The organism is Sphingobacterium puteale (genome assembly GCF_003627955.1).
Classification (GTDB): domain Bacteria; phylum Bacteroidota; class Bacteroidia; order Sphingobacteriales; family Sphingobacteriaceae; genus Sphingobacterium; species Sphingobacterium puteale.
In genome coordinates this window covers 35853-58108 of sequence record NZ_RBWS01000012.1, presented here as the reverse complement: position 1 = coordinate 58108, position 22256 = coordinate 35853, and the positions used below count along the sequence as shown (strand labels likewise).

The 22256-nt window shown below is 41.3% G+C and carries 16 protein-coding genes and 1 tRNA gene; 11 read left to right on the top strand and 6 right to left on the bottom strand.

Features of this window, described 5'->3' with window-relative positions; all coding sequences use genetic code 11:
- Nucleotides 1-9 precede the first annotated feature (9 nt).
- The 4 genes from D7322_RS16270 (at nucleotide 10) to D7322_RS16255 (ending at nucleotide 3456) form a co-directional block, all read left to right on the top strand.
- Nucleotides 10-993: a DUF4973 domain-containing protein gene (locus D7322_RS16270; RefSeq protein WP_121125340.1), complete on the top strand. Its 984-nt coding sequence runs from the start codon at nucleotides 10-12 to the stop codon at nucleotides 991-993.
- A 58-nt stretch (nucleotides 994-1051) separates the two neighbouring features.
- Nucleotides 1052-1798, top strand: coding sequence for an aspartate/glutamate racemase family protein (locus D7322_RS16265; RefSeq protein ID WP_121125339.1), 747 nt, complete (start codon nucleotides 1052-1054; stop codon nucleotides 1796-1798).
- Nucleotides 1799-1897: 99 nt separating this feature from the next.
- The gene (locus D7322_RS16260) at nucleotides 1898-2611 is read left to right on the top strand and encodes a pirin family protein (protein WP_121125338.1); all 714 of its coding nucleotides are present in this window, start codon (nucleotides 1898-1900) and stop codon (nucleotides 2609-2611) included.
- 200 nt (nucleotides 2612-2811) lie between these two features.
- Entirely contained in the window at nucleotides 2812-3456 is a 645-nt protein-coding gene (locus tag D7322_RS16255) for an MgtC/SapB family protein (RefSeq protein WP_121125337.1), read from the top strand.
- Here the strand turns inward: D7322_RS16255 and xseB are convergent.
- Both xseB and xseA read right to left on the bottom strand, forming a co-directional pair.
- Nucleotides 3453-3680, bottom strand: coding sequence for an exodeoxyribonuclease VII small subunit (xseB, locus tag D7322_RS16250; RefSeq protein ID WP_121125336.1), 228 nt, complete (start codon nucleotides 3678-3680; stop codon nucleotides 3453-3455). The genes D7322_RS16255 and xseB overlap by 4 nt on opposite strands.
- Before the next feature lie 44 nt (nucleotides 3681-3724).
- On the bottom strand, nucleotides 3725-5008 hold the full coding sequence (xseA, locus tag D7322_RS16245) for an exodeoxyribonuclease VII large subunit (RefSeq protein WP_121125335.1): 1284 nt from the start codon (nucleotides 5006-5008) through the stop codon (nucleotides 3725-3727).
- 171 nt (nucleotides 5009-5179) lie between these two features.
- Here xseA and D7322_RS16240 point away from each other — a divergent pair, with 171 nt between their 5' ends.
- Genes D7322_RS16240 through radA form a run of 3 tightly spaced genes read left to right on the top strand, consistent with a single transcriptional unit; the run spans nucleotide 5180 to nucleotide 9477 of the window.
- On the top strand, nucleotides 5180-6904 hold the full coding sequence (locus tag D7322_RS16240; protein ID WP_104384672.1) for a serine hydrolase domain-containing protein: 1725 nt from the start codon (nucleotides 5180-5182) through the stop codon (nucleotides 6902-6904).
- Nucleotides 6901-8061, top strand: a complete 1161-nt coding sequence (locus D7322_RS16235; RefSeq protein WP_121125334.1) for a dipeptidase — start codon at nucleotides 6901-6903, stop codon at nucleotides 8059-8061. Before D7322_RS16240 ends, D7322_RS16235 begins: the two co-directional genes overlap by 4 nt.
- Before the next feature lie 30 nt (nucleotides 8062-8091).
- Complete coding sequence (gene radA / locus D7322_RS16230; RefSeq protein ID WP_121125333.1) at nucleotides 8092-9477, top strand: DNA repair protein RadA; 1386 nt, start codon at nucleotides 8092-8094, stop codon at nucleotides 9475-9477.
- 136 nt (nucleotides 9478-9613) lie between these two features.
- On the opposite strand, the gene D7322_RS16225 is transcribed toward radA, so the two are convergent.
- Nucleotides 9614-10294 (bottom strand): peroxiredoxin family protein, encoded by a 681-nt coding sequence (locus D7322_RS16225; protein WP_104384669.1) that lies wholly within the window; start codon nucleotides 10292-10294, stop codon nucleotides 9614-9616.
- A gap of 72 nt (nucleotides 10295-10366) precedes the next feature.
- On the opposite strand from D7322_RS16225, the gene D7322_RS16220 reads away from it, so the two are divergent.
- The 3 genes from D7322_RS16220 to D7322_RS16210 all read left to right on the top strand — a co-directional run bounded on the left by D7322_RS16220 (nucleotide 10367) and on the right by D7322_RS16210 (nucleotide 16224).
- Entirely contained in the window at nucleotides 10367-11515 is a 1149-nt protein-coding gene (locus D7322_RS16220; protein WP_121125332.1) for a methionine aminotransferase, read from the top strand.
- 141 nt (nucleotides 11516-11656) lie between these two features.
- Nucleotides 11657-13585, top strand: a complete 1929-nt coding sequence (gene nagB / locus D7322_RS16215; RefSeq protein ID WP_121125331.1) for a glucosamine-6-phosphate deaminase — start codon at nucleotides 11657-11659, stop codon at nucleotides 13583-13585.
- A gap of 143 nt (nucleotides 13586-13728) precedes the next feature.
- Nucleotides 13729-16224, top strand: coding sequence for a TonB-dependent siderophore receptor (locus D7322_RS16210; protein ID WP_121125330.1), 2496 nt, complete (start codon nucleotides 13729-13731; stop codon nucleotides 16222-16224).
- A gap of 157 nt (nucleotides 16225-16381) precedes the next feature.
- On the opposite strand, the gene D7322_RS16205 is transcribed toward D7322_RS16210, so the two are convergent.
- On the bottom strand, nucleotides 16382-18934 hold the full coding sequence (locus tag D7322_RS16205) for a family 20 glycosylhydrolase (protein ID WP_121125329.1): 2553 nt from the start codon (nucleotides 18932-18934) through the stop codon (nucleotides 16382-16384).
- Between the two features lie 104 nt (nucleotides 18935-19038).
- Here D7322_RS16205 and D7322_RS16200 point away from each other — a divergent pair.
- Nucleotides 19039-19110 (top strand) — tRNA-Glu (locus D7322_RS16200).
- 258 nt (nucleotides 19111-19368) lie between these two features.
- Here D7322_RS16200 and D7322_RS16195 read toward each other — a convergent pair.
- Both D7322_RS16195 and D7322_RS16190 read right to left on the bottom strand, forming a co-directional pair.
- Complete coding sequence (locus D7322_RS16195; protein ID WP_104384649.1) at nucleotides 19369-20313, bottom strand: class I SAM-dependent methyltransferase; 945 nt, start codon at nucleotides 20311-20313, stop codon at nucleotides 19369-19371.
- Nucleotides 20314-20941: 628 nt separating this feature from the next.
- Nucleotides 20942-22243, bottom strand: coding sequence for a nucleotide sugar dehydrogenase (locus D7322_RS16190; protein WP_104384648.1), 1302 nt, complete (start codon nucleotides 22241-22243; stop codon nucleotides 20942-20944).
- Nucleotides 22244-22256: the final 13 nt, after the last annotated feature.

Sequence of the window (22256 nt, the reverse complement as noted above, 5' to 3'; positions counted from 1 at the left end):
ACGCATATTATGAGCAAGCCCTATATAAAGTTTTTATTACTCACTATACTCGCGGTCTGCGGATCCTGTAATGATGAGTGGAAAGAAGAACAATTTGAACATTACGTTTCTTTCAAAGCTCCCTTGGAAAGTGAGGGAGTGACGAATATTTATGTCCGTTACAAGGATGGACAGAAGACCGCCTTTATGCAACCGTTGGAGGTGAGCGGGTCGACAACCAACGATAAAAATCTTTCGGTCAAAGTGGGAGTGGATACCGACACATTGGGTATTCTGAATTACGAGCGATTCCAGACACGGACGGACTTTTATTACAAACAGTTGAACATCAGCTATTTTACCATGCCTCAAACGGTAAATATCAAGTCTGGAGAAAATACCGGATTGATGGCCATTGATTTTTCACTGAGAGGGATTGACATGACCGAAAAATGGGTGCTTCCCCTGACTATTTTGGATGATCCGGGGGGGCTATATAAAGTCAATCCCCGAAAGCATTATAAAAAAGCATTGTTACGCATCAACCCTTTTAATAATTACTCAGGGACCTATAGCGGCACAGCTCTGAAGGTTGTTATGGAAGGACATGAAAATGAAACCCCGATCGTAAAAAGTCAAATCAAGAGTTATGTTGTCGATGAGAATACGATTTTCTTTTATGCGGGAAATATAGATGAAGAGCGAAAGGACCGAAAGAATTACAAAGTTTTCGCGACATTTAATGAAACAGGAGGTGTGACGTTTCGTGCAGAGAATCCAGAGATGAAATTTGCAGTGAAAAAAGATGCAAGTTATACCATCACAGAGCAGATGGATGCCGTCCGCCCTTATTTACTGCATCGTTACATCACAATCAATAATGTGGATTACGAATTTACGGATTATACCCTTGTTTCTACGACGGCAATCAAATTCAAGGTCTCGGGCTCATTGATCCTGGAGCGTCAGCTCAACACGCAGATTCCGGACGAGGATCAGTCCATCGAATGGTAAACTTTATGAAACCATTCGGCGAGCTATTGGTTATATCATAAGGTATAAAAAATTTGTTATGATTGGTATAGTAGGAGGTCTTGGTCCTTATGCGGGCTTGGATATAGCCAGGAAAATTATAGATGAGACAGTGGCAAGTTCCGATCAGGAACACTTGCCACTGTTGTTGTTTTCCTGTCCGAATCTGATTCCGGGTCGTTCCGCATATTTATTGGATAGATCGAAGGAGAATCCCGGAAAGGCTATAGCCGTGATTTTAAAACAGCTGGAACTGGCAGGGGCAACTATTGCGGCAATTCCGTCGAATACAGCGCATGCAGAACCGATTTTTTCAGTTATTCAGGATGAAATGGCTCGTTTAGGAAGTGAACTAAAGTTGCTTCATATTGTCCATGAGACAGTGCGTTTTGTCGATGAGAACTATCCAGATAGCACTATAGGTGTGTTATCGACAGCAGGTGAACAGGCTTATAGCCAGTATCGGGAAGCTTTTATGAAAAAAGGATTTCCTGTCGTAGAACCTGAAGGTGCACAGAAAGAAAAAGTAAACAATGCTATTTATGATAAAGATTATGGTATTAAGGCACAACCAGAACCAATAGCCAATAAGGCAAGAGAAGATTTGTTAATGGCTATGGATGATTTGAAAAAACAGGGCGCACAGGTGATTATTTTGGGATGTGCCGAATTGCCATTGGCCATTCCCGAAAGAGATCACAATGGAATGACCGTAGTGGATCCCAATCGAATCCTCGCCAGGGCACTTATTCAGGCTGTAGCTCCCGGTAAACTCAAAATACTTTAGTGATGTTTTTTTGTCAAATTGGCAGATTTTTCACTAAAAAGCTTGTTGGTATGAGTTTTGCCCTCTGATTAATAGTTATTTATATAACAGGGAGAACAGATGCAAAAGATCATACACCGAGAAAACGATCGTGGCCATGTTGATTTTGGTTGGTTGAAAAGTGCCCATTCATTTAGCTTTGGGCAGTATTTTGATCCTGAAAAAATAAATTTTGGAGCATTACGAGTATTAAACGATGATCAGATGGAGGGCGGTCAGGGTTTTGGTCGTCATGGCCATGACAATATGGAAATCGTGAGTATACCTTTGGAGGGAATACTTTCCCATCAGGACAGTATGGGCAATGTCCGTAATATTGAAACAGGAGAAGTACAAATTATGTCCGCGGGTAAAGGGGTGAAGCACTCAGAGTTTAATGGAGATCAGAAAGATCTTGTTAGATTTCTGCAAATATGGGTTATACCCAATGAAATGAACCTCACACCGGGTTATGATCAAAAATCTTACCTGCATTTAAATCGCCATAATACGTTTGCAACCATTGTATCTCCTGATAGTTCTGATCCGGACGCCGTTCATATTCATCAGGATGCGTATTTCAGTCTTGCGGATTTGGATGAAGGGAATACAGTTTCTTATACTGTTCATTCGGAAAGAAATGGTATGTACCTTTTTGTGCTTGAAGGAAAGGTGAAGGTGGCCAACGAAACTTTATCCCGAAGAGATGCTATTGGCATCTACGATTCGGAAAACATAGAGATCACAGCAGATTATAATGCAAAATTGCTGCTGATTGAAGTCCCCATGTTCTAATACAGCTCATATCTTATTAGGATTTAGCTGGACTGATGTCATCATCCTAATTATATCTTGTACTTTGGTGTGCAACCTTGAAAAAGTGTGGCTGATGAAGTACGGGAGGAAGAAATCTAAACGCATTGAATATAAAAGAGAGCCCTCGTAAATAATGGGCTCTTTTTTTGTAAATTGGGGTAAGAATAGTTATCACATCCATGAATGATTTATTGTACGCTTTTGAAGGCCGCGATGTCTTACTGATTATGTTATCCGTTCTGATCGGACTTTTAATTGGTATCGAACGCGAGTACAGGAATAAATCCGCAGGATTGCGGACTTTTATACTGGTGAGTTTTGGCTCATGCCTATTTACAATTCTTTCACTGAAAATTGGAACTGGAAATCCGGATCGGTTAGCCGCCAATATTATTACGGGTATCGGTTTTTTAGGAGCTGGTGTAATCTTCAAGGAAGATAACAAAGTTAGCGGCATAACAACGGCGACCACAATATGGGCAACCGCATCTCTGGGTATGTGTATTGGTGCTGGTTACATCTTTCTGGCTTTTATCGGCGTGGGGTTGGTTTTAGTGATTTTAGGATTACTGACTTATTTGCAAGCCTATATTGATAATTATCATAAAATTAAAGATTATGAGCTTCAGACCTTATCCGAAGCGGACTTTGAACATACTGATCAGTTGATTAAACAGATGAAGTTTAAAGCAACTATTGTCAATCAGCGGTATACAAAAGAAAGCCTAAATACCATATGGCGCTTGACTGGAAACATAAAGCAACATCGAGAATTCATGGAGATTTTGCGAAGAGATAAACAAGTGGTTGCCTATCAATATTAGGAGGGGTAACCTGGATCTGACTCCTGTGCAGGAGAGATTTTTTGTAACAATTGATTCACCTCGTCTTCGGTCGCGGTCAATTTTGCGCGGCATACTTCAATGAGGTCGGACGCACGTTTTATTTTTTCAGCAAGCTCATCAATATTTGTTGTGCCGTTTTCAATTTCTTTCACAATTGTTTGTAATTCGTTGAAGGCGTCGGTATAAGTATATTTTTGCTCCATTTTATTTTATCTTCTTAAAATTTTTCAGTTTAAAATAGTTCCGGTTAGCTGTTTTCGGAACTGTCGCTATGCGCTTTCTTATGCGTTACAGTACTTATAATTTCACCATCTTCCAGAATCGTTTGAATCAGGTCGCCCGGAGATAGTTGATCAAGAGATTGGAGTAACTTGCCATTGACTTTTGTGATGGAAAATCCTTGTTTGAGCATTCGCCGCGGATCAGAAAGCTGGATAATCCGTTCGGTGTGTGCTAAAGCCGTTTTATGTTCATAAAAGCGTAGTTTGATTAAGGCACCCAGCTCGTGCTGTATATGCTGAATATTGGCGCGCGCTGTCTGAAGTTCTCTTTTTCCGACCCATTGGATATGCGTTGCCATTTGAGACAAGAAGTTTCTTTCCTCCTTAAACCGTGTCAAGATCAGCTGTTGGATTCCTTCCGCTGCCTTTTCGATTGGGACAGAAAAATTGTGGAATTTTTGAATAAGGAAATCTGCCAGCTCACTCGGTGTGATCGCATTTTTGTAGGCGACCATCTCACTCACAGTATAGTTGGTGGAATGGCCAATGCCGGTCAATATAGGAATGGGAAAGATCGCTATTGCCTTTGCCAGCAAATAATTATTGTAGCTGGATAGGCCAACCTCTCCGCCGCCGCCACGAATAATGGCAACCACGTCAAATTCAGCTATTTTATCCGCAATGACCGCGAGTTGATTGATAATTGAGGGAATGGATTTATCTCCCTGTAAGAGCGCTGGAAATAGTGTGCATTCCAACTTGTAACCCCAGGGATTTTGATTTATAATTTTGTAAAAATCAGAAAGACCTTTGCTTGTCTCCACCGAAATAATTGCTAGCTTTTTTGGAAGCATTGGAAACGGAATAGATTTATTGGCCTCGTAAATGCCTTCTTCTTTGAGCTTTCTAATGCTGTCCAGTTTTTCTTTCTCCAGTTCCCCTAAGGTAAAAGTAGGATCAATATCAACAATCCTTAAGCTTAAACCATACATCGGATCATAGGAAATGCTCGCCTGAAATAACATGGTAATGCCTTCCCTTAAGGGTTCTTGGGCAATTTTCAGAAAATTGTTATTGATTCGGGTGAAATCTGCTTTCCACAGAGTTGATCTGATCTCTGCAACGACTTTGCCATCTTGTTTTTCAACGAGTTCGGGGTAACAATGTCCGGAATGTGTATAGTGGTTGAGCTTATTCATCTCCGCCTTGATCCAATATAAGCTCTTGTAACGCTCTGCAAGCGTTTTTTGGATACTTTTGCTCACCTCTAACAGGGAAAATATTGTTTTATTTTGAATCAATTCCGGCATTAATCAAACTTACAGAAAAAAAAAGATTTATACTTGCTCATCCCGAAAATCCCTAACCGGGGCCTTTAAAAAACAAGCGTAACAAAATTGATTTTTTTACTGAAATGGACTTGGCTTTTTTATTTTATTCGTATTTTTATTTGATAGAACCTAAAAAACGATAAAAACAGAATGAAAAAAGGATTTTTCGGGGTGTTATTTGCAGGTTTGTTCTGTATTGCCCCCCTGTTCGCTCAATATAAGTCGACCATAAAAAACGAAACCATACTTTATAATAATGTAGATCAGCTGCTGCCACTCACAGGGCTAGATCAACGGCGTATTGCTGTCGTTGTTCCAAATGTGGACAAATATGCTGCGTTTATAGGCCAGCTGACGCGTTATGCGAATACAGCGCTTTTTGATTTTAGTAAATTTGACGAAGATATCAAGTATTATAATACGATTATTGTAGCTGGCAAGGAAGATGATTTGGATGCAGATTGTTTGGCGCAGCTCAGGCAGGCAGTCCTGAACAATAAAAAGGTTGTGCTCTGCCATTTCTTTGAACATGAGCGAAGCAGAAAGACTGTGTCTGAGCATCCGCAATCCGATTTGATTGAACTGCTGGCGCCTTTTACCGCTGTCGGTCAACGCAATGCCGCCATGTCTATTTTTGGCGGAGCAGCCATTACTGAAGGAAACGTCAAGACGGCTCAAACGCGACTTCAATACAGTTTTGGTGAAAACTCAAGTCTGAACTTGGGTAAATTGACCAAAAAAATTGATGCCATTGCACAAGAAGCAATTGAGAAACAGGCGACTCCGGGAGCGGTCGTGATGGTTATCAAAGACGGGCAGGTGTTATTGGAAAAATCATACGGTTATCATACCTACACGAAGGCAGTTCCAACGAAAACGAGTGATATCTTTGATCTGGCCTCAGTCAGTAAAATCGCGGGTACTACTCCAGTTATTATGCGTCTGACCGAACGTAATATCATTAATCTGGACAGTACCATGGGGCACTATCTGTGGCAAGCGAAGTATACAAATAAAAAAGATATCAAATTGCGTTCCGTAATGCTGCATGAAGCTGGCTTTACGCCATTTATCCCATTTTATAAATATTTGAAGGCCGGAGATGTTGTTGCCAGTCCAGATCAACAGCATCAGGTTAAGATGGCCGACAATAGTTATATTCTCAACCATTACTATCGGGATGTGATGTGGCCCGAGATGTTAAATTCTCCAGTTAAGCCAACAGGAAACTATGTGTATAGTGACATCAGCATGTATGTGATGAAGGAAGTTGCCGAACATCAGACGGCAGTACCTTTGCAGGATTATGTTCAGGAAAATTTCTATCGGCCATTAGGAATGACACATGCGGGGTATCTTCCAAGGGAACGATTTTCAAAAGAGCAGATTGTACCTACGGAGCAGGATACTTCATTTCGCAGGACATTATTGGAAGGGTATGTGCACGATCAAGGAGCAGCTATGGCGGAGGGAGTCGCCGGACATGCGGGGTTATTTGCCTCCGCCAATGATCTGGCGATATATGGACAACTGTTGCTGAATCGGGGTGAATATGGCGGAGAGCGCTATTTTAAGACTGAAACGATAGATCAGTTTACCAGTAAGCAGTCCACCTCAAGTCGGAGGGGACTGGGGTTTGACCGCTGGGATCCAAACCCGAAAAATGAATATCCATCTAAATTGGCCAATAGCACTGTCTTCGGACATACTGGTTACACAGGTACCTGTATCTGGATAGATCCGCAAAATCAACTGGTCTATATCTTTTTATCCAATCGGGTGCATCCGCAGGTCAGTACCAAATTGTTGGATCTCAATATCCGCAGCCGGATTCAGGATGCGATTTATGAAACAATCAATGAGGTGAAAAAATGACAAAAAAATTAGTGCTTATGGGCTTATGCATGTTATCCTTAAATCACTTGAGCCATAGTCAGGATTATAAGCAAATTCATGCAGACATGGTTGTTGTTGATGGGCATAATGATGTGATCTATGAATCTATTTTTCAGGGAAAAGATATCGGTCGGCGTCTGAATTCCGGCGCCACGGATTTGCCACGGCTAAAGGAAGGTGGAGTGGATGTACAAGTATTTGCTGTTTGGTCCGATGATGCGAAATGGAAGACCGGAGCATTTGAGCATGCCAATGCGCAGATAGATTCGCTGGAGAAAATGGTAGCGACGAATGCGGGAACTATTGCCTTGGCTAAATCAGTGGATGATATCGACACAATTCTAAAGACTGGAAAAATTGCCGCAATTATTGGTGTGGAGGGCGGTAATATGATCGAGGAGAGTATTGATAATCTTGTCCGGCTCCATGAACGTGGCGCGAAATATTTGACCTTGACCTGGAACTATAATCTACCGTGGGCAAGTTGCGCTGCGATGGAGTCCAAAAAGATGGATTCGAAGGCAAAGGGATTAACGAATCATGGGAAAGCGATCGTTAAAAAAATGAACGAACTTGGCATGCTAGTCGATCTCTCCCACGGTGGCGAGCAGACTTTTTATGATGTACTTGCGGTTTCCAGTAAACCAATATTAGTGTCTCACAGCAATGCCTATCGTTTATGTCCACATTTCCGAAACCTGAAAGATGAACAATTGGAAGCGTTGAAGAAAAATGGCGGTGTGATCGGTGTGAACTTTTACTCTGGTTTTTTAGACCCGACCTATGAAACAAGGTTAAAGAAGATCTACAAAAAACAAGTTGGAGAGGAAGCCGATATGACAAAAAGCACCTGGAGTATGTATGATCAGTTATCCAAGGAGGCGAAATACGAAGTTGATGCACCATTATCCAAATTATTGGATCACATTGATTACCTAGTAAGGAAAGTAGGTATTGATCATGTTGCGGTTGGGTCGGATTTTGACGGCATCGAATCGTCACCTCAGGGCTTAGAAGATGTTTCAAAATTTCCTTTATTGACAAAGGGACTTTTGGAAAGAGGTTACAACAAAGCAGATATCGCTAAAATCATGGGCCAGAATTTTTTGCGGATTTTAAAAGAAAATGAAAGGTAAGGTAACGGATAGAAATTTGTAATTTCGTAGATGGCAAAAACAAAATCGGCATATTTCTGTCAAAACTGCGGCTATGAATCTCCCAAATGGATGGGACAGTGTCCTTCGTGCAAACAATGGAATAGTTTTGTTGAGGAGGTGGTCGAAAAGTCAAGCTCAAAAGTTCCTGAATGGCGAAGCACGACAACAACAGGGAATGCAAAGCGGGCAAACAAAGCTGCTATTATTCATGAAATTGTATACCAGGATGAATCGCGTATCCTAACTCCAGATCAAGAGTTCAACCGTGTATTAGGTGGCGGCATAGTTCCGGGCTCCTTGGTGTTGATCGGTGGTGAGCCCGGAATAGGAAAGTCCACCTTGATGCTGCAGCTGGCTTTGTCCATTCCACAGGTCAAAACACTCTATATTTCCGGAGAGGAGAGTGAGCAGCAGATCAAGATGCGGGCCGAACGATTGTCGCAGTCCTCTAAAGCCAATTGTTATATTCTGACGGAAACATCCACACAAAATATTTTCAAGCAGATTGAAACCGTACAGCCCAATGTTATTGTCATCGATTCCATCCAAACGCTGCATTCATCACAGATTGAATCGGCACCGGGTTCGGTTTCCCAGGTGCGGGAATGTACAGCCGAATTACTCCGGTTCGCCAAAGAAACCAGCACACCTGTATTTATTGTAGGGCATATTACCAAAGATGGTTCCATTGCAGGACCGAAAGTCTTGGAACATATGGTCGATACCGTACTTCAATTTGAGGGTGACCGCCATCACGTCTACCGTATATTGCGTGCGGTAAAAAATAGGTTTGGCTCCGCTTCGGAATTGGGTATATATGAAATGCAGGGTTCCGGATTGCGGGAGGTGTCCAATCCGTCCGAAATTATGATTTCACAACGTGATGAGCCCGTGAGTGGGGTTTCCATTGCGGCCATGCTGGAGGGCATGCGGCCAATGATGATTGAAGTTCAGGCTTTGGTTAGCAATTCCGCATTTGGAACTGCCCAACGCTCATCTACAGGTTATGATACAAAACGATTAAACATGTTGTTGGCTGTATTGGAAAAGCGATTTGGTTTTCGGTTAAGCGCACAGGATGTATTTTTGAATATTGCCGGAGGACTTCGCGTTGAAGACCCAGCCATCGATCTGGCAGTTATCGTGGCTATTATTTCGTCACAACAAGATATTCCGATACGGAGCAACTTGACTTTTGCCGGCGAGGTCGGCTTATCGGGAGAAATCAGGGCAGTCAACCGGATTGAACAACGTATCCAGGAAGCTGAGAAGCTGGGTTTTGATGGAATCTTTATTTCCAAGTTTAATACCAAAGGACTGGATGCCAAGAAATATAATATTGCCATTAGGCCAGTGGCTAAATTGGAGGATATTTTTAGCGCTTTATTTGGCTGATTTGCTAAAACATATATTAAAAAGAATAGGTGCCTGATTTTTGGGCACCTATTCTTTTTAATATGGTTATTATTCCCCTATAGCCTCATTTCTGATGCTTACTTTGAAGGAGACAGCAGCCATGTATACCGAAAACCTACTTTAAAACTTCTTTTAGCTTTTCACGTAAAGCATCGCCATGCAAGTTTTTGGCAATGATTTTTCCATTGGGGTCAATCAATACATTTTGAGGGATAGACTTTACTGCGTATAATGTGCCGACATCATTTTGCCAGCGTTTTAAGTCAGAAACATGTCTCCAGTGTAGCTTATCCGCATGAATGGCTTTGATCCAGGAGTTGCGGTCCTTGTCAAAGGATATACCCAGGATTTCAAAGTTGTCTCCTTTGAACTGTTGATAAGTTTTTACGAGATCAGGACTTTCAACGCGACAGTCCGGACACCAGGAAGCCCAAAAATCAAGCAGTACATACTTGCCCTTAAAATCGGATAGTTGTACGGGGTTGCCCGTTGTATCATTTTGTGTAAAAGCAGGTGCGACTTTTCCGATCTGAACAGTCTCCAGTGCATTTAAATATTCCTGGAATTCTTTTCCTTCACTGGAGTTCTTGACATTATCGCTCAAAGTGTTATAAAGGGCTTGTAGCTCAGTATAGACAGGGTCGTAGCCGCCTACACGACGCAAATCAACTAATGTTGAAATGGAATCCGGTGCTGCTTTAACACGGGCAATGTATTCCTGTTTGGTCAATTCTTTTTTCTGGGCTGAACCAAAGAGCGGAAGAACCAAAAAAAGTAGTGTGATGTATTTTATCATGTTGCTATTCTTCTATATATTTACAAATATAAGAAAATCCACTAATTTAGTAGATTAATAAAATGTCAAAAAATGAACTTCAACCTAATAGCTAAACTTCCACATGTCGGTACATCGATCTTTACCCAGATGACCACGCTTGCTAATGCGGAGCAGGCCCTGAACCTTTCACAGGGATTCCCGGACTTTGAAACAGATCCCAGGCTAACCCAATTGGTTTCTGCGGCGATGGAAAAAGGACATAATCAGTATGCGCCGATGATCGGCGCACAAAGTCTGCGAGAGACGATCGTAAATAAATACAAGGTTGTATATGACGTGGATGTAGATCCTTCAGAGGAACTCACGATAACAGCCGGGGGAACTCAGGCCATCTTTACAGCACTAGCAACAGTGGTCGGGGCTGGAGACGAAGTGATTATATTCGAACCGGCATACGATAGTTATGCCCCAACGATCGAATTGTTTGGGGGTAAGGTTATTCCGGTTCGATTATTGGCACCGGATTTTCAAATTGACTGGGATTATGTGGCCACGTTGATCAACGAAAAAACACGACTGGTGATTATCAATAATCCGAATAATCCTACGGGAAAAGTTCTCGGAAATGAAGAATTGAATAAACTTGGCAAGCTTCTGGAAGGTACGGGCACTCTGCTGCTCAGCGATGAAGTCTATGAGCATCTTGTCTTTGATGGCGTTGAACCGCAATCAGTTTTGAGCATTCCGGCCTTGCGCGAGCGGAGTTTTGTTGTTGCTTCTTTCGGAAAGCTGTTGCATACGACAGGCTGGAAGATTGGGTACTGTGTAGCTCCGGCCATGCTGACACGAGAATTTCGAAAGATTCATCAGTTTAACGTGTTCAGCGTCAATACACCAATGCAAATTGCGATCGCGGAATATTTAAAAGATATTGCGTACATCGATAATCTCGCTGGTTTTTTTGAGAAAAAAAGAGACTTGCTCAAAAATGGTTTGAAGGAATCCCGTTTTAAAGTACTACCCTGTGAAGGTACCTATTTTCTGAATCTGGATTATAGTGCAATCAGTCAGGAGAAAGAATTCGATTTTGCCCGTTATTTGACAACACATCATAAAATAGCGACAATCCCGCTCTCTGCATTCTACAAACAGGCTACAGATCAACAAGTTTTGCGCGTTTGTTTCGCCAAGCAGGACGTTACTTTATCGGAAGCGGTAGCTATTTTGAATAAAATTTAGCCTGTTTTAGATGCTAAATTTGGGGCTAAAAGGTTTTATTTAAAATATTGTTAAGAACAGGGCACTTTATTAAAATTTTACTTCAACTTAACTCACTAATTTCATAAATTTGTAATTCACGTTTATCAATATATCCATAAAATGGCTAGATTAAATTTATTGGAAGAAACACGCTTCGAGAAAGTCCCCGTAAGCGTCTATCCAGATCAAAATTCAGCTTCGAAAAACGTTGCAAATCGTATTGCTGACATTATTCGTGCAAAGCAAGAGAAAGGTGAAAAAGCTGTTCTGGGTCTTGCCACTGGTGCCACACCGGTGCAGGTCTATCAAGAACTGATTCGCTTGCACAAAGAAGAAGGTTTAAGCTTTAAGAACGTGATTACCTTCAATCTTGACGAATATTACCCTATGCAACCTGACGCCGATCAGAGCTATGTGACCTTTATGAACAAAAACTTGTTCGATCATGTGGATATTGATAAGGCGAATGTAAATATTCCTGATGGTACCCTGGCACCTGATCAAGTCAATGCATTTTGTGAGGCATACGAGCAAAAGATTACAGCTGCTGGAGGTTTAGATATTCAATTGCTAGGTATTGGCCGTACCGGACACATTGGTTTTAACGAACCGGGTTCTGCGCCCAACTCCGGTACTCGTATTGTAACCTTAGATGATCTGACACGTCGTGACGCCTCTCGCGCTTTTGGTGGAAAAGAAAATGTGCCAAGAAAAGCCATTACAATGGGTGTGGGTACAATTTTCAAAGCACGCGAGATCATTCTGATGGCATGGACTGAAACGAAAGCGGAGATCATCAAAAAAGCTGTTGAAGGCGAGATTTCAGCAGAGATTCCGGCTACATATCTTCAACTGTCGGATAATGTCGAGTTCATTTTGGATGAGGCAGCAGCGTCGTTGTTGACACGTTTTGATCTTCCATGGTTAGCCGAAGATGTTACCTGGACACCCTCTTTGATTAAAAAGGCAGTTGTTTGGTTGGCCTTAGAGATCAATAAGCCGATTTTGAAACTTACTGACGAGGACTATAATGCCCATGGCATGGCAAAACTGGTAACTGAAACTGGTCCTGCCTATAACATCAATATCCGTATTTTTAATGAACTTCAGCATACGATTACAGGATGGCCGGGCGGTAAACCTAACGTAGACGATTCGCAACGTCCGGAGCGTGCCAACCCAGCTAAGAAAAATGTGATCGTATTTTCTCCTCACCCAGATGACGATGTCATCTCTATGGGCGGAACATTTATCCGTTTGGCAGATCAAGGGCACAATGTGCATGTTGCATACCAAACTTGTGGTAATACGGCTGTATGGGACGATGATGTGGTGCGTTACCTGGAATTTGCGGAGGATCTGGCAAATCAAATTGGTGCGAAGACAGAAGCTGCGCAGATTAATCAGATTTATGATGAGGAAAGAGCAATTTTTGCGACTAAAAAGCCAAATCAGATCGATACCGAGCTTGTTCGCAAGATAAAGGCATTGATCCGTAAAGGGGAAGCCATTGCCGGAGCTCGTTTAGTCGGATTGCCAGATGAAAATATCCACTTCCAGGATCTTCCATTCTATGACAGACAAAAATTTGCGAAAGAAGTATCGTTTGAAGATGATATTCAACAAACAATGGAATTGTTGCGTCAGGTAAAACCGCACCAAGTATTTGCAGCGGGAGATTTTGCCGACCCACATGGTACACATAAAGTATGTTTCGATATTTTATTCGAAGCCTTGAAAAGATTGAGCAAAACAGACGAGTGGACAAAAGACTGTTGGTTATGGTTGTACAGAGGTGCATGGCATGAATACCCAATCCATGAGATTGAAATGGCCGTTCCCCTATCACCACAAGAGGTGTACCGCAAGCGTTTAGCGATCTTCAAACACCAATCCCAAAAAGATCTACCTGTATTCCCGGGTGATGATCCACGTGAATTTTGGGTACGTGCTGAAGACCGTACGAGTGACACCGCGTCGTTATATGACAGGTTAGGTCTAGCTAACTACGAAGCGATAGAGGCTTTTGTACGATGGAAATTTGACTAAAATACACTGAGTTAATATTAGGAAAGCTCTGAATCATAAGCGATTCAGAGCTTTTTTATTTTTAATTATTCTAAATAATCGAGTTTTTATATCTTTGCCCTGTTATTTAGAATAATTAAAAATAATTACCCAAAATTATTAACATGGACAAACACTTACTTGCTCTTGCCTCTACGTTGTTAATCGGAAGCGCTGTATATGGTCAAACTTCAGGGATCGTAAAAGGAAAGGTTGTTGATGCAAACAACAATCCATTAAGCTCAGTGACCGTTTCAATCGGCGATAAAACCGTGCGGACAGACCACAGAGGTCATTTTAGACTTCAGGGTGTCGATCAGAATGCGGTTATCCGTTTTACCTATCTAGGATATCAAACAACCTCGGTTGATTATGTATTTAGCTCCGCTAGCCGTGAAGTGGTCATAAAACCGGTGGTGCTGGTGAGCAATGAGCAGGCTATCGATGAAGTGGAGGTGTTTGGTGAGCGGAATAAAAAGCCAAAGGGGCTTGAGATGATTACCCGTATGCCTTTAAAACCTTCCGATCAGATTCAGAGTATATCGGTGATATCCAATAAAGTAATTCAAGATCAGGGTATATTAACATTGACTGATGCTGTTCGAAATATTCCGGGCGTTACGCTATTTGGTTCTTACGGCGGTGTCAAAGAATCATTGTCTACAAGAGGTTTCAGAGGAGTGCCAGTTTTGAAAAATGGGGTACGTATGGACTCGCAGTTCCAGACCGCTTCTGGCGTTGTTGATATGCAAGGGGTAGAGTCCATCCAGATGATCAAAGGTTCTGCTGCGGTAACACAAGGTGTTATTACTGACCTTGGTAATGCCGGCGGGGTGATTAACGTCGTGACAAAAACGCCTAATTTTACAAACTCCGGCGAGGTTGGGGTACGTGTAGGAAGCTGGGGACAGTTTCGGCCGACATTCGATTTTCAGACGGTACTGGATAAAAAGGAGACTGTCGCTTTTCGTATGGATGGTGCCTATGAAAGAAATGATAGTTTCAGAAAAGGGCTTTCAGCCAACCGTGTCTATCTAAACCCATCACTGGCTTGGAAGCCAACCGATAGAACAACGATCACATTGGAAGGAGACTATTTCAACGATAATCGTACCCCAGTGAATTCGGCAGTTAACTTACACAAATCTCAATCGGTAAATGCGTTGTATGTCATCCCAAATAATAAATTCTTGGGTATGAATTCTGATAATGTGAATACAGAGATGAAGAGCTTTATGGGGCAGATCAATCATGAATTGACCGATCGTTGGAGTATTCGCGCTTCCATAGCAACCTCATCTTATCAGGTCGATAACTTGACAACATCGGCGACTCTTATAAAGGACCGTGAGGAAAAGTTCAATACCTTTTCACGGAAGATGAGCAAGAGTTTGCGTGATGATAAAAACAAGACCTTCCAATTTGATTTGATCGGAAAGGATTTGTATACAGGCAAAGTAAAGCATTTGGTACAGGCTGGTGTAGATTATCGTATTGCGGATGCAACAACAACTTCGTTTGATACCAAATTGAATCTGTTAGAAGATAAAGTTCTTTTAAAAAAGACCGACCAGGCGGCTTTAGCTGCAGGGGTGATTGATGTTATTGATATTCATGGCGACTGGGCTAATGATTTGGATCAAGTATCTTATGTGGATTCTTTGGGAAATAAACGGACAGGAAAGAAGGTGGCTTTTGAGGCTAAAACGCCGGTGAGAAATTACTATTCTTCTGTTGGCTTTATGGCACAGGATGTTATTGAATTCAATAAATACATTAAGGCAGTATTGGGTTTGCGTTACTCTGAGATGACGACAAAGGACTTTACATCAAACGGAAATAAGAGGGTATCAGCCTGGAATCCGATGGCGGGTGTTATCATAACGCCTTTCGAGAATTTCAATGTATTCGGATCCTATACGAATTCCACAAGTCTTAGAAGTGCTGCCAATCCAATGGTTGATGGGACCAAGGCAGGTGCTTCAACTACCGAACAATTCGAAGGTGGGATTAAATCAGATTGGTTGAGCAATAGACTACGTTTCAACTTAACGTATTTCCATATTTATACGTCTGACTTAACCAATGCGGAATATAATGAGGCAAATCAACCGACGGGTCTTTATTTTAAAGCAGGTGATTTAATCCGGGATGGTATCGAAGCTGAATTAAATGGTCGTGTATTGGAAAATCTAACGGTGATGTTGGGCTATGCATATTTGGATGCCCGATATAAAAATTCTCCGTCTTACATGAATGGCTCCGCACCAATGAATGCGCCAAAACATACGGCCAATGCCTGGGTGCAATATGTCTTTAATCAAGGTGCTTTAAGAAATCTGAGCTTAAGTGCCGGAGTTTATTATGTGGGCGATCGTCCAGTAAATGAATATAGTCTAACACCGCAAGGCCACGGTGAATATTATGGCGAAAAACCATTCAATATGCCAGCCTATACAACTTTAAACGCACAGGTGGGTTATAAATGGCAGAGGTTTGATGCAAAAGTATTTGTTAACAATATCACCAATGAGATTGGCTTGAACTCGTATTTCCGAGGCGGTTTTATCAATCAGATCGACCCTAGAAATGCTGCCGTATCATTAAGCTATAAGTTTTAAGCAGATAGCATTTAATCGTTAGCACAAGTAAAAAGGGATGATTTCGAATAGAAATCATCCCTTTTTCAGTTTTAGAACTGCTATCGGCCGTGCTATTTCACCGATGAGCTTGAGCTTATTGGATATCACTATTTATTGTAATAATCCAGCTCAGTTTTTAATAGGCAATAACATCTCCAGATCTACCTTTGGAGTCAAATACCTTGAATAGATATTTGTTGCCCGCTTGAAAAGGAATTGCGCCATTTACTTCTTTTGATTTCAAATTCGGTGTGCTTCCATTCTCTGTATAATAGACTTTGAATCCGGGATAATCAGTGTTGATATAAAGTTGGTTACCCTCTTTTTTTATTCCAAGCTTCGGAAGGCGATAGGTATACCCCCCATTAATAATATCCAGTTTCCTCAATTCATCCTCGCCTAATTTCTTAATAAAGGCTGTATACGACTTACGATAGGTTGCTTCATCATAAGAATTACCTTTTTCCCAAGCTTGTTCTTGCGCCCAGGCGCGATCGGCAATAGCAATTAACCGGGGGAATATCATCTCCTCAAGGCGTTGGTCTGTGGATACTTTTTCAGCCCATAGTGCACCCTTGATGCCGAGCAGATTTTTCTTTCCTTCAGCAGTAAGCTGCACTTTGTTAGTATAAGCTTCTTTTACGAGATCTTTTCCGGTGTCATCTTTACGAAGGTTGATGAAGAAGTTTTCCGGTGCGAACGAATAGGTTCTGTTCAAGTTTACAGTACCCACCCAGCTATGGCCCGGATCAGCAAAGTCTCGATCCCATGACATATCCAGGTAATTGTTTGCTGCGCTGGTATAGACAACTTTATAGCCTGCATTCGCTAATTTATAGGCTAGATCTTCCTGTCCTTGTCCAGGCAGGTTATTCCATACATTGAGATGAATGCCGGATTTACCCAATTCAGCGTTAACTTCCATTCCTTTCCCTTTATTACGCATCCCCATTTCTTCCCATCCCGACATAGTCAGACCTTTACTTTGGACAAGTTGATTTATTTTGGCGATATATATTGGCCATACATCAAGTACATTACTGATGTTATTTTCCTTCATGAAAGCAAGGATCTTCGGCGATTTTTCCCAGACTCCGCTTGGTGTTTCATCACCTCCCAAATCGATAATTTTCAATGGTACTCCAGCTTTTTCATGGATAGCTTTGATTTCATCGACCACTTTGCCCAGGAAATGATAGGTTGAAGGTAAGACAGGGTTCATCACATTGTCATTCCAGTTCTGTGCAGAGTTATAGATCGATTTATCATCCGCATCATCCAATAGGAACTCTTCTGCTTTCTGTTTGTCGCCCACCTTAGTGAAGTGAGCATAACGCGCGCGCATTGCTTTGATCGCCGCACGGGCATGCCCCGGTGTTTCTACTTCAGGTATCACATCGATATGTCTTGCTTGCGCATATTTTAAGATTTCGATATAATCAGCTACGGTGTAGAATTGATGCGCTTTTGCAGTGGCACCAGAACCATAAGCGGGTTGAATTCCTTTACCGTCTTCGAAATTAGCGGTGCGGTTAGCACCCACAGCAGTCAGTTCCGGTAAGGATGGAATTTCCAATCGCCAACCTTCATCGTCAATAAAGTGGAAATGGAACTTATTTAATTTATAGGCGGCCATCAGGTCTAAAATGCGCAACACTTCTGCCTTGCTATGAAAATTACGGGCTGCATCCAACATAAATCCACGATAGCCATAACGAGGACTATCCTCTATTTTTGCGTAAGGTAAGGCAATTGATTTTGTGGTTTTATTCCATTGTTGATGATTAATCAAGGATTTCAAAGACTGTATGGCATAAAATGCACCTGCTTTATCCGATGCCTCTATGTGTATCCCCTTTGCATCAATGTTTAGCCGGTAGGATTCAGGTTTTAGATCATTTGTTTTGACGATAACAATTCCATCTTCTTTTGCCGAAGAAGGAGATAGTTTGATTCCCGTGTACTTGTTTAGAAAATCTGTCAGAAAATTCGCTTCTGAAGCAAATTCGCTGGCAATTAATACCTTAGTATCGTTCGTTATATTGAACTTTGCGTTATTGTCGATGTTAATATTACTGGGTAAAGGAATAATGCTTTGTGCTTCGATTCCATCCGTAAGTTGGTTCTGATCATACTTATAAGACCAATAATCCGCTTTTTCAGTGTCAGATTGAGGTGCGGTTTTCACTGCTGTATAGTTCAGAATATCTGTTGAAAGCCCGGTTTTGCTGTTTTTTACATACAAACCGATTGGTCCGTCGGTATAATTGACGAGTCCAGTTGTGGTAAAATCAATATGGATGGTGTCCTGTGCTTTTAATAGAAAATTGTTTTTCTTAAAGCTAACCTGAAATAGGTCACCATTCCTGTGGTCAATGGCAAATCTATTATCTACTTTATCAGGATCAATAGACCGGATAAAATTAAACCAGAGGCTCCAATCATTCAGCTGTATGGCACTTCTGCCCTTATTTTTCAGAATGATTGTTGAGACAGGATTTTTACGGATATTCTGGCCATCCTTGACTTGCCAGGTGATTTGCAGCTGATCGGCAATTGAGCTCGATTTTTGAGCATATGCTGCTTGGCTAAAAAATGCCATGCCAAGACCAGCATAGAGTAGCGGGTTTTTAATTTTTTTAAAATTAGTCATGTTGGTTACTTTTTCAATGAGTCTAAATATAGCCATTTCAGAGGGTTTTGTGATCTATTTAGAAAAAAATGAATAAAAATTCCGAGAAAATTTTGACAGATACAGAAAACTTTCTATATTTGCACACCGAAACAAAAAACGGCCCGTTCGTCTAGGGGTTAGGACGCAAGATTTTCATTCTTGAAACAGGGGTTCGATTCCCCTACGGGCTACAAAAGTGACTTCAGAGGAGTCGCTTTTTTTATGCAATTCAATCGTCCAATCCCGTCGGGAGCGATACTGTCGCACTTATCTTACTTCATTTAAATTGCGGGAAATAGCCCAGATTTAAATTACTCCGAAAAGAAGATCCTGTCTGTCAACGTTCAGATGGTTAATTTTGGTCTGTACCAACATGTCCAATTGCCCCCAAATGATCTTCTCCTTTTACATGAACTCGCGGAAACAAAGATCAGGGACAAAAGAAGTGATTAATACGATGGCTTTTGGATATGTGGATTTTTCGGGATCTCGACCAATCTGTATCCTTCTTCGATAAGGGATTTCTTTAGGGAATCATCGGGCATATTCTTAAAGACGGCAATGGAAAGTGTCTGGCTCGGCAATATCCCCCAATTGGAAAAAAGATCACGTATTTTCTTTCTGAAAAGAATACGCCTGAAAAGCTTCTCCTTTCTATTAGCTTTGATATGCTCACTGCCCGGAAACCAAAAGTTTGGGTTGAGTTTTTTTATTGCAATCATAGGAAGATTAAGCCCAGCTGCAAATTTTTCAAATTCCCGTTCCGAAACCTTGTAGACAAAGTTTCCCACCTTTTCATAGGAGAACCTATTTTTCCAGATCTTATTGATCGTCCTGTCGTTGATTCTTCCCAGTAGATTGGCCAAATACAATAAGGAAGGCATTTTTGATATCGGGTCCTGTGGCTCAATAATTATAATAGCTTTTCTGGCTACCCGGATCATTTCGTAGAGTGCGGCGTAAGGACGTGGAAAATGATGGTAGCTTTCCTTACAGAGTATATAATCCACGCTCTCATCTTCCAAGGTTAATGATTCAGCGTTCTGTGCGGAGAAATCCTTTATAAATTCTTCTTCATGGGAAACTTTAAGGAAACTGTCATCCAGATCACTTGCGGTGACATCCTGGATATTCTGGTCAAGTAGATGTCGCGCGTCATGTCCATAAGCATCACCAAGGGTAAGCCATTTCGCATTTTTATCCTTGGTAAAAGGATTCAGACAATTGAAAAAAAGGTTCTGTAACCAATGGTTGATACTTCCATTGTAACTATTTAAAGATTTGATTACCTTAATCTTTTGTTCTTTTTCTGGATAGAGGGTATTGTACCAATTGGCATGGAGGCCGTAGCTGTGGTCATTAAATTGATCTGATTTTCGCAAATTATTTTCCATGATTTAGTTTATAGTAGTTACATTATCTGATATTGATCAGACAAAGGCGAATTTTCCCTTGGCCTTAACCTTATTTTAGGTTTTATTAATAGTACGGATAATTATTGGTAAATGCTACACATAAACAAAAAAAGGTATTATTCAATTGGAGATCAGGTAGATGTATAGTTGCATATTTAGATGTATGCTTAGTTATATCGCTATTTGCCGGGATAATTATTGGATAATTTGTTTATCAATTCCCGCCATTTTAGTCAATTTTTTAGATAGAATAGAATCACGACAAACCCGGCGCCGTATAATGCGGAAAAGGATCTCTGAATAGCGATTGACTTATTCAGAAAAAGCATAACGGTTATCCGGTTGAATGCTAGTGAATAGCTCGGTGTCGCCTAACAGTTCCATAGTTACCGCAATTTGTGCCAAATAGCGCTTAATTTAATGAGATCAGATCTATAATTGTGGCGTTAAGTTAATTGCGAAACAAAAGATTTGATGAAGATTTTTCTTAATCAAATGATTACATTGCCTCCAAATATGGAAAAACCTTCAGTTTTCGCCATATTTGGCGGTGAGAACTGAAGGTTTTAAAAGAATGCTACCTAAAAATAGTATCAAATAAATGAGACTACAAGCGGGCGTCTACCAATTTTCGGTCAAGTATTCCTTTGATGTCAAATACGACAGAAGGATCCTTTTTTAAATTTTTGAGATCCAAGTGTAAAAACTCACGATGCCCTACAGCCAGAATGATGCTGTCGTAATTACCGGTTTGCGGTAGAGTCTCCAATAATTCGAGTCCAAAATGCTTTCTTAATTCATCTGTATTTACCCAAGGATCATAGATATCGACTTCCAGACCAAATTCTTTAAGATCATGGATCATGTCAATGACCTTGCTATTACGGATATCAGGACAGTTTTCCTTAAACGTTACCCCCAACACTAAGGCTTTCGCGCCGTCAAATTTGATGTTCTTCTGTATCATCAGTTTGACCACCTTGGAAGCAATAAAAGAAGCTACCTGATCATTAACCTCGCGGCCAGACAAGATCACATGCGGATGGTAACCCAGCTGCGTCGCCTTTTGCGCTAAGTAATAAGGATCTACTGAAATGCAATGTCCCCCAACTAGACCAGGTTTGAACCGGAGAAAATTATATTTTGTTCCGGCAGCATCGAGCACATCCTGTGTATCTATGCCAACGCGATCAAAGATCAGGGCCAATTCGTTCATAAATGAAATATTGACATCCCGCTGCGCGTTTTCAATCACTTTTGCTGCTTCTGCTACCTTGATGGAAGGAGCTAGATGTGTGCCGGCATGAATAATTTTTTTATAGAGCGCATCAACCACAAGTCCCGCTTCGGCAGTGCTTCCGGAAGTTACTTTCATTACTTTTTGCAATGAATTCACCTTATCGCCAGGGTTTATACGCTCTGGAGAGTAGCCAACAAAGAAGTCTTGATTAAATTTCAAGCCCGAATTTTTTTCCAAAACAGGGACACATTCCTCTTCGGTACATCCCGGATAGACTGTGGATTCATAGACGACTAAATCCCCAGCCTTTAGCAGTTCTCCAATCATTTTAGATGCTGCCAAGAGCGGCGATAAGTCAGGCGAGTTATAACGATCTATGGGCGTCGGGACTGTGACGATATACACATTGGCATCTGCGATATCATGAACGGTTGAACTTGCATCGTAGCCCCTGCGCTGTTCCGATGCGGTAAATAGATTCCGTGCATGCAATAGCTCATCACCATCTGCTTCAAGTGTACGGTCTATACCAGCTTTAAGTTCGTCAATACGAGTTTTATTTATATCGAAGCCAATCACCGGAAAGAATTCAGAGAAAGCTATCGCTAAAGGCAATCCCACATAACCCTGACCAATAATGGCAATTTTTTTAATCTGAAAATCTGTCATATTTATATTTAAA

What these genes read in the sequence shown, in the direction of transcription:
- radA (WP_121125333.1), top strand. Translation starts at nt 8,092, where the DNA reads ATGGCAAAAACAAAATCGGCATATTTCTGTCAAAACTGCGGCTATGAA.
- D7322_RS16220 (WP_121125332.1), top strand. Translation starts at nt 10,367, where the DNA reads ATGAACTTCAACCTAATAGCTAAACTTCCACATGTCGGTACATCGATC.
- xseA (WP_121125335.1), bottom strand. Translation starts at nt 5,008, where the DNA reads ATGCCGGAATTGATTCAAAATAAAACAATATTTTCCCTGTTAGAGGTG.
- nagB (WP_121125331.1), top strand. Translation starts at nt 11,657, where the DNA reads ATGGCTAGATTAAATTTATTGGAAGAAACACGCTTCGAGAAAGTCCCC.
- D7322_RS16190 (WP_104384648.1), bottom strand. Translation starts at nt 22,243, where the DNA reads ATGACAGATTTTCAGATTAAAAAAATTGCCATTATTGGTCAGGGTTAT.
- D7322_RS16270 (WP_121125340.1), top strand. Translation starts at nt 10, where the DNA reads ATGAGCAAGCCCTATATAAAGTTTTTATTACTCACTATACTCGCGGTC.
- D7322_RS16210 (WP_121125330.1), top strand. Translation starts at nt 13,729, where the DNA reads ATGGACAAACACTTACTTGCTCTTGCCTCTACGTTGTTAATCGGAAGC.
- D7322_RS16205 (WP_121125329.1), bottom strand. Translation starts at nt 18,934, where the DNA reads ATGGCTATATTTAGACTCATTGAAAAAGTAACCAACATGACTAATTTT.
- D7322_RS16260 (WP_121125338.1), top strand. Translation starts at nt 1,898, where the DNA reads ATGCAAAAGATCATACACCGAGAAAACGATCGTGGCCATGTTGATTTT.
- D7322_RS16195 (WP_104384649.1), bottom strand. Translation starts at nt 20,313, where the DNA reads ATGGAAAATAATTTGCGAAAATCAGATCAATTTAATGACCACAGCTAC.
- D7322_RS16240 (WP_104384672.1), top strand. Translation starts at nt 5,180, where the DNA reads ATGAAAAAAGGATTTTTCGGGGTGTTATTTGCAGGTTTGTTCTGTATT.
- D7322_RS16225 (WP_104384669.1), bottom strand. Translation starts at nt 10,294, where the DNA reads ATGATAAAATACATCACACTACTTTTTTTGGTTCTTCCGCTCTTTGGT.
- D7322_RS16235 (WP_121125334.1), top strand. Translation starts at nt 6,901, where the DNA reads ATGACAAAAAAATTAGTGCTTATGGGCTTATGCATGTTATCCTTAAAT.
- D7322_RS16255 (WP_121125337.1), top strand. Translation starts at nt 2,812, where the DNA reads ATGAATGATTTATTGTACGCTTTTGAAGGCCGCGATGTCTTACTGATT.
- xseB (WP_121125336.1), bottom strand. Translation starts at nt 3,680, where the DNA reads ATGGAGCAAAAATATACTTATACCGACGCCTTCAACGAATTACAAACA.
- D7322_RS16265 (WP_121125339.1), top strand. Translation starts at nt 1,052, where the DNA reads ATGATTGGTATAGTAGGAGGTCTTGGTCCTTATGCGGGCTTGGATATA.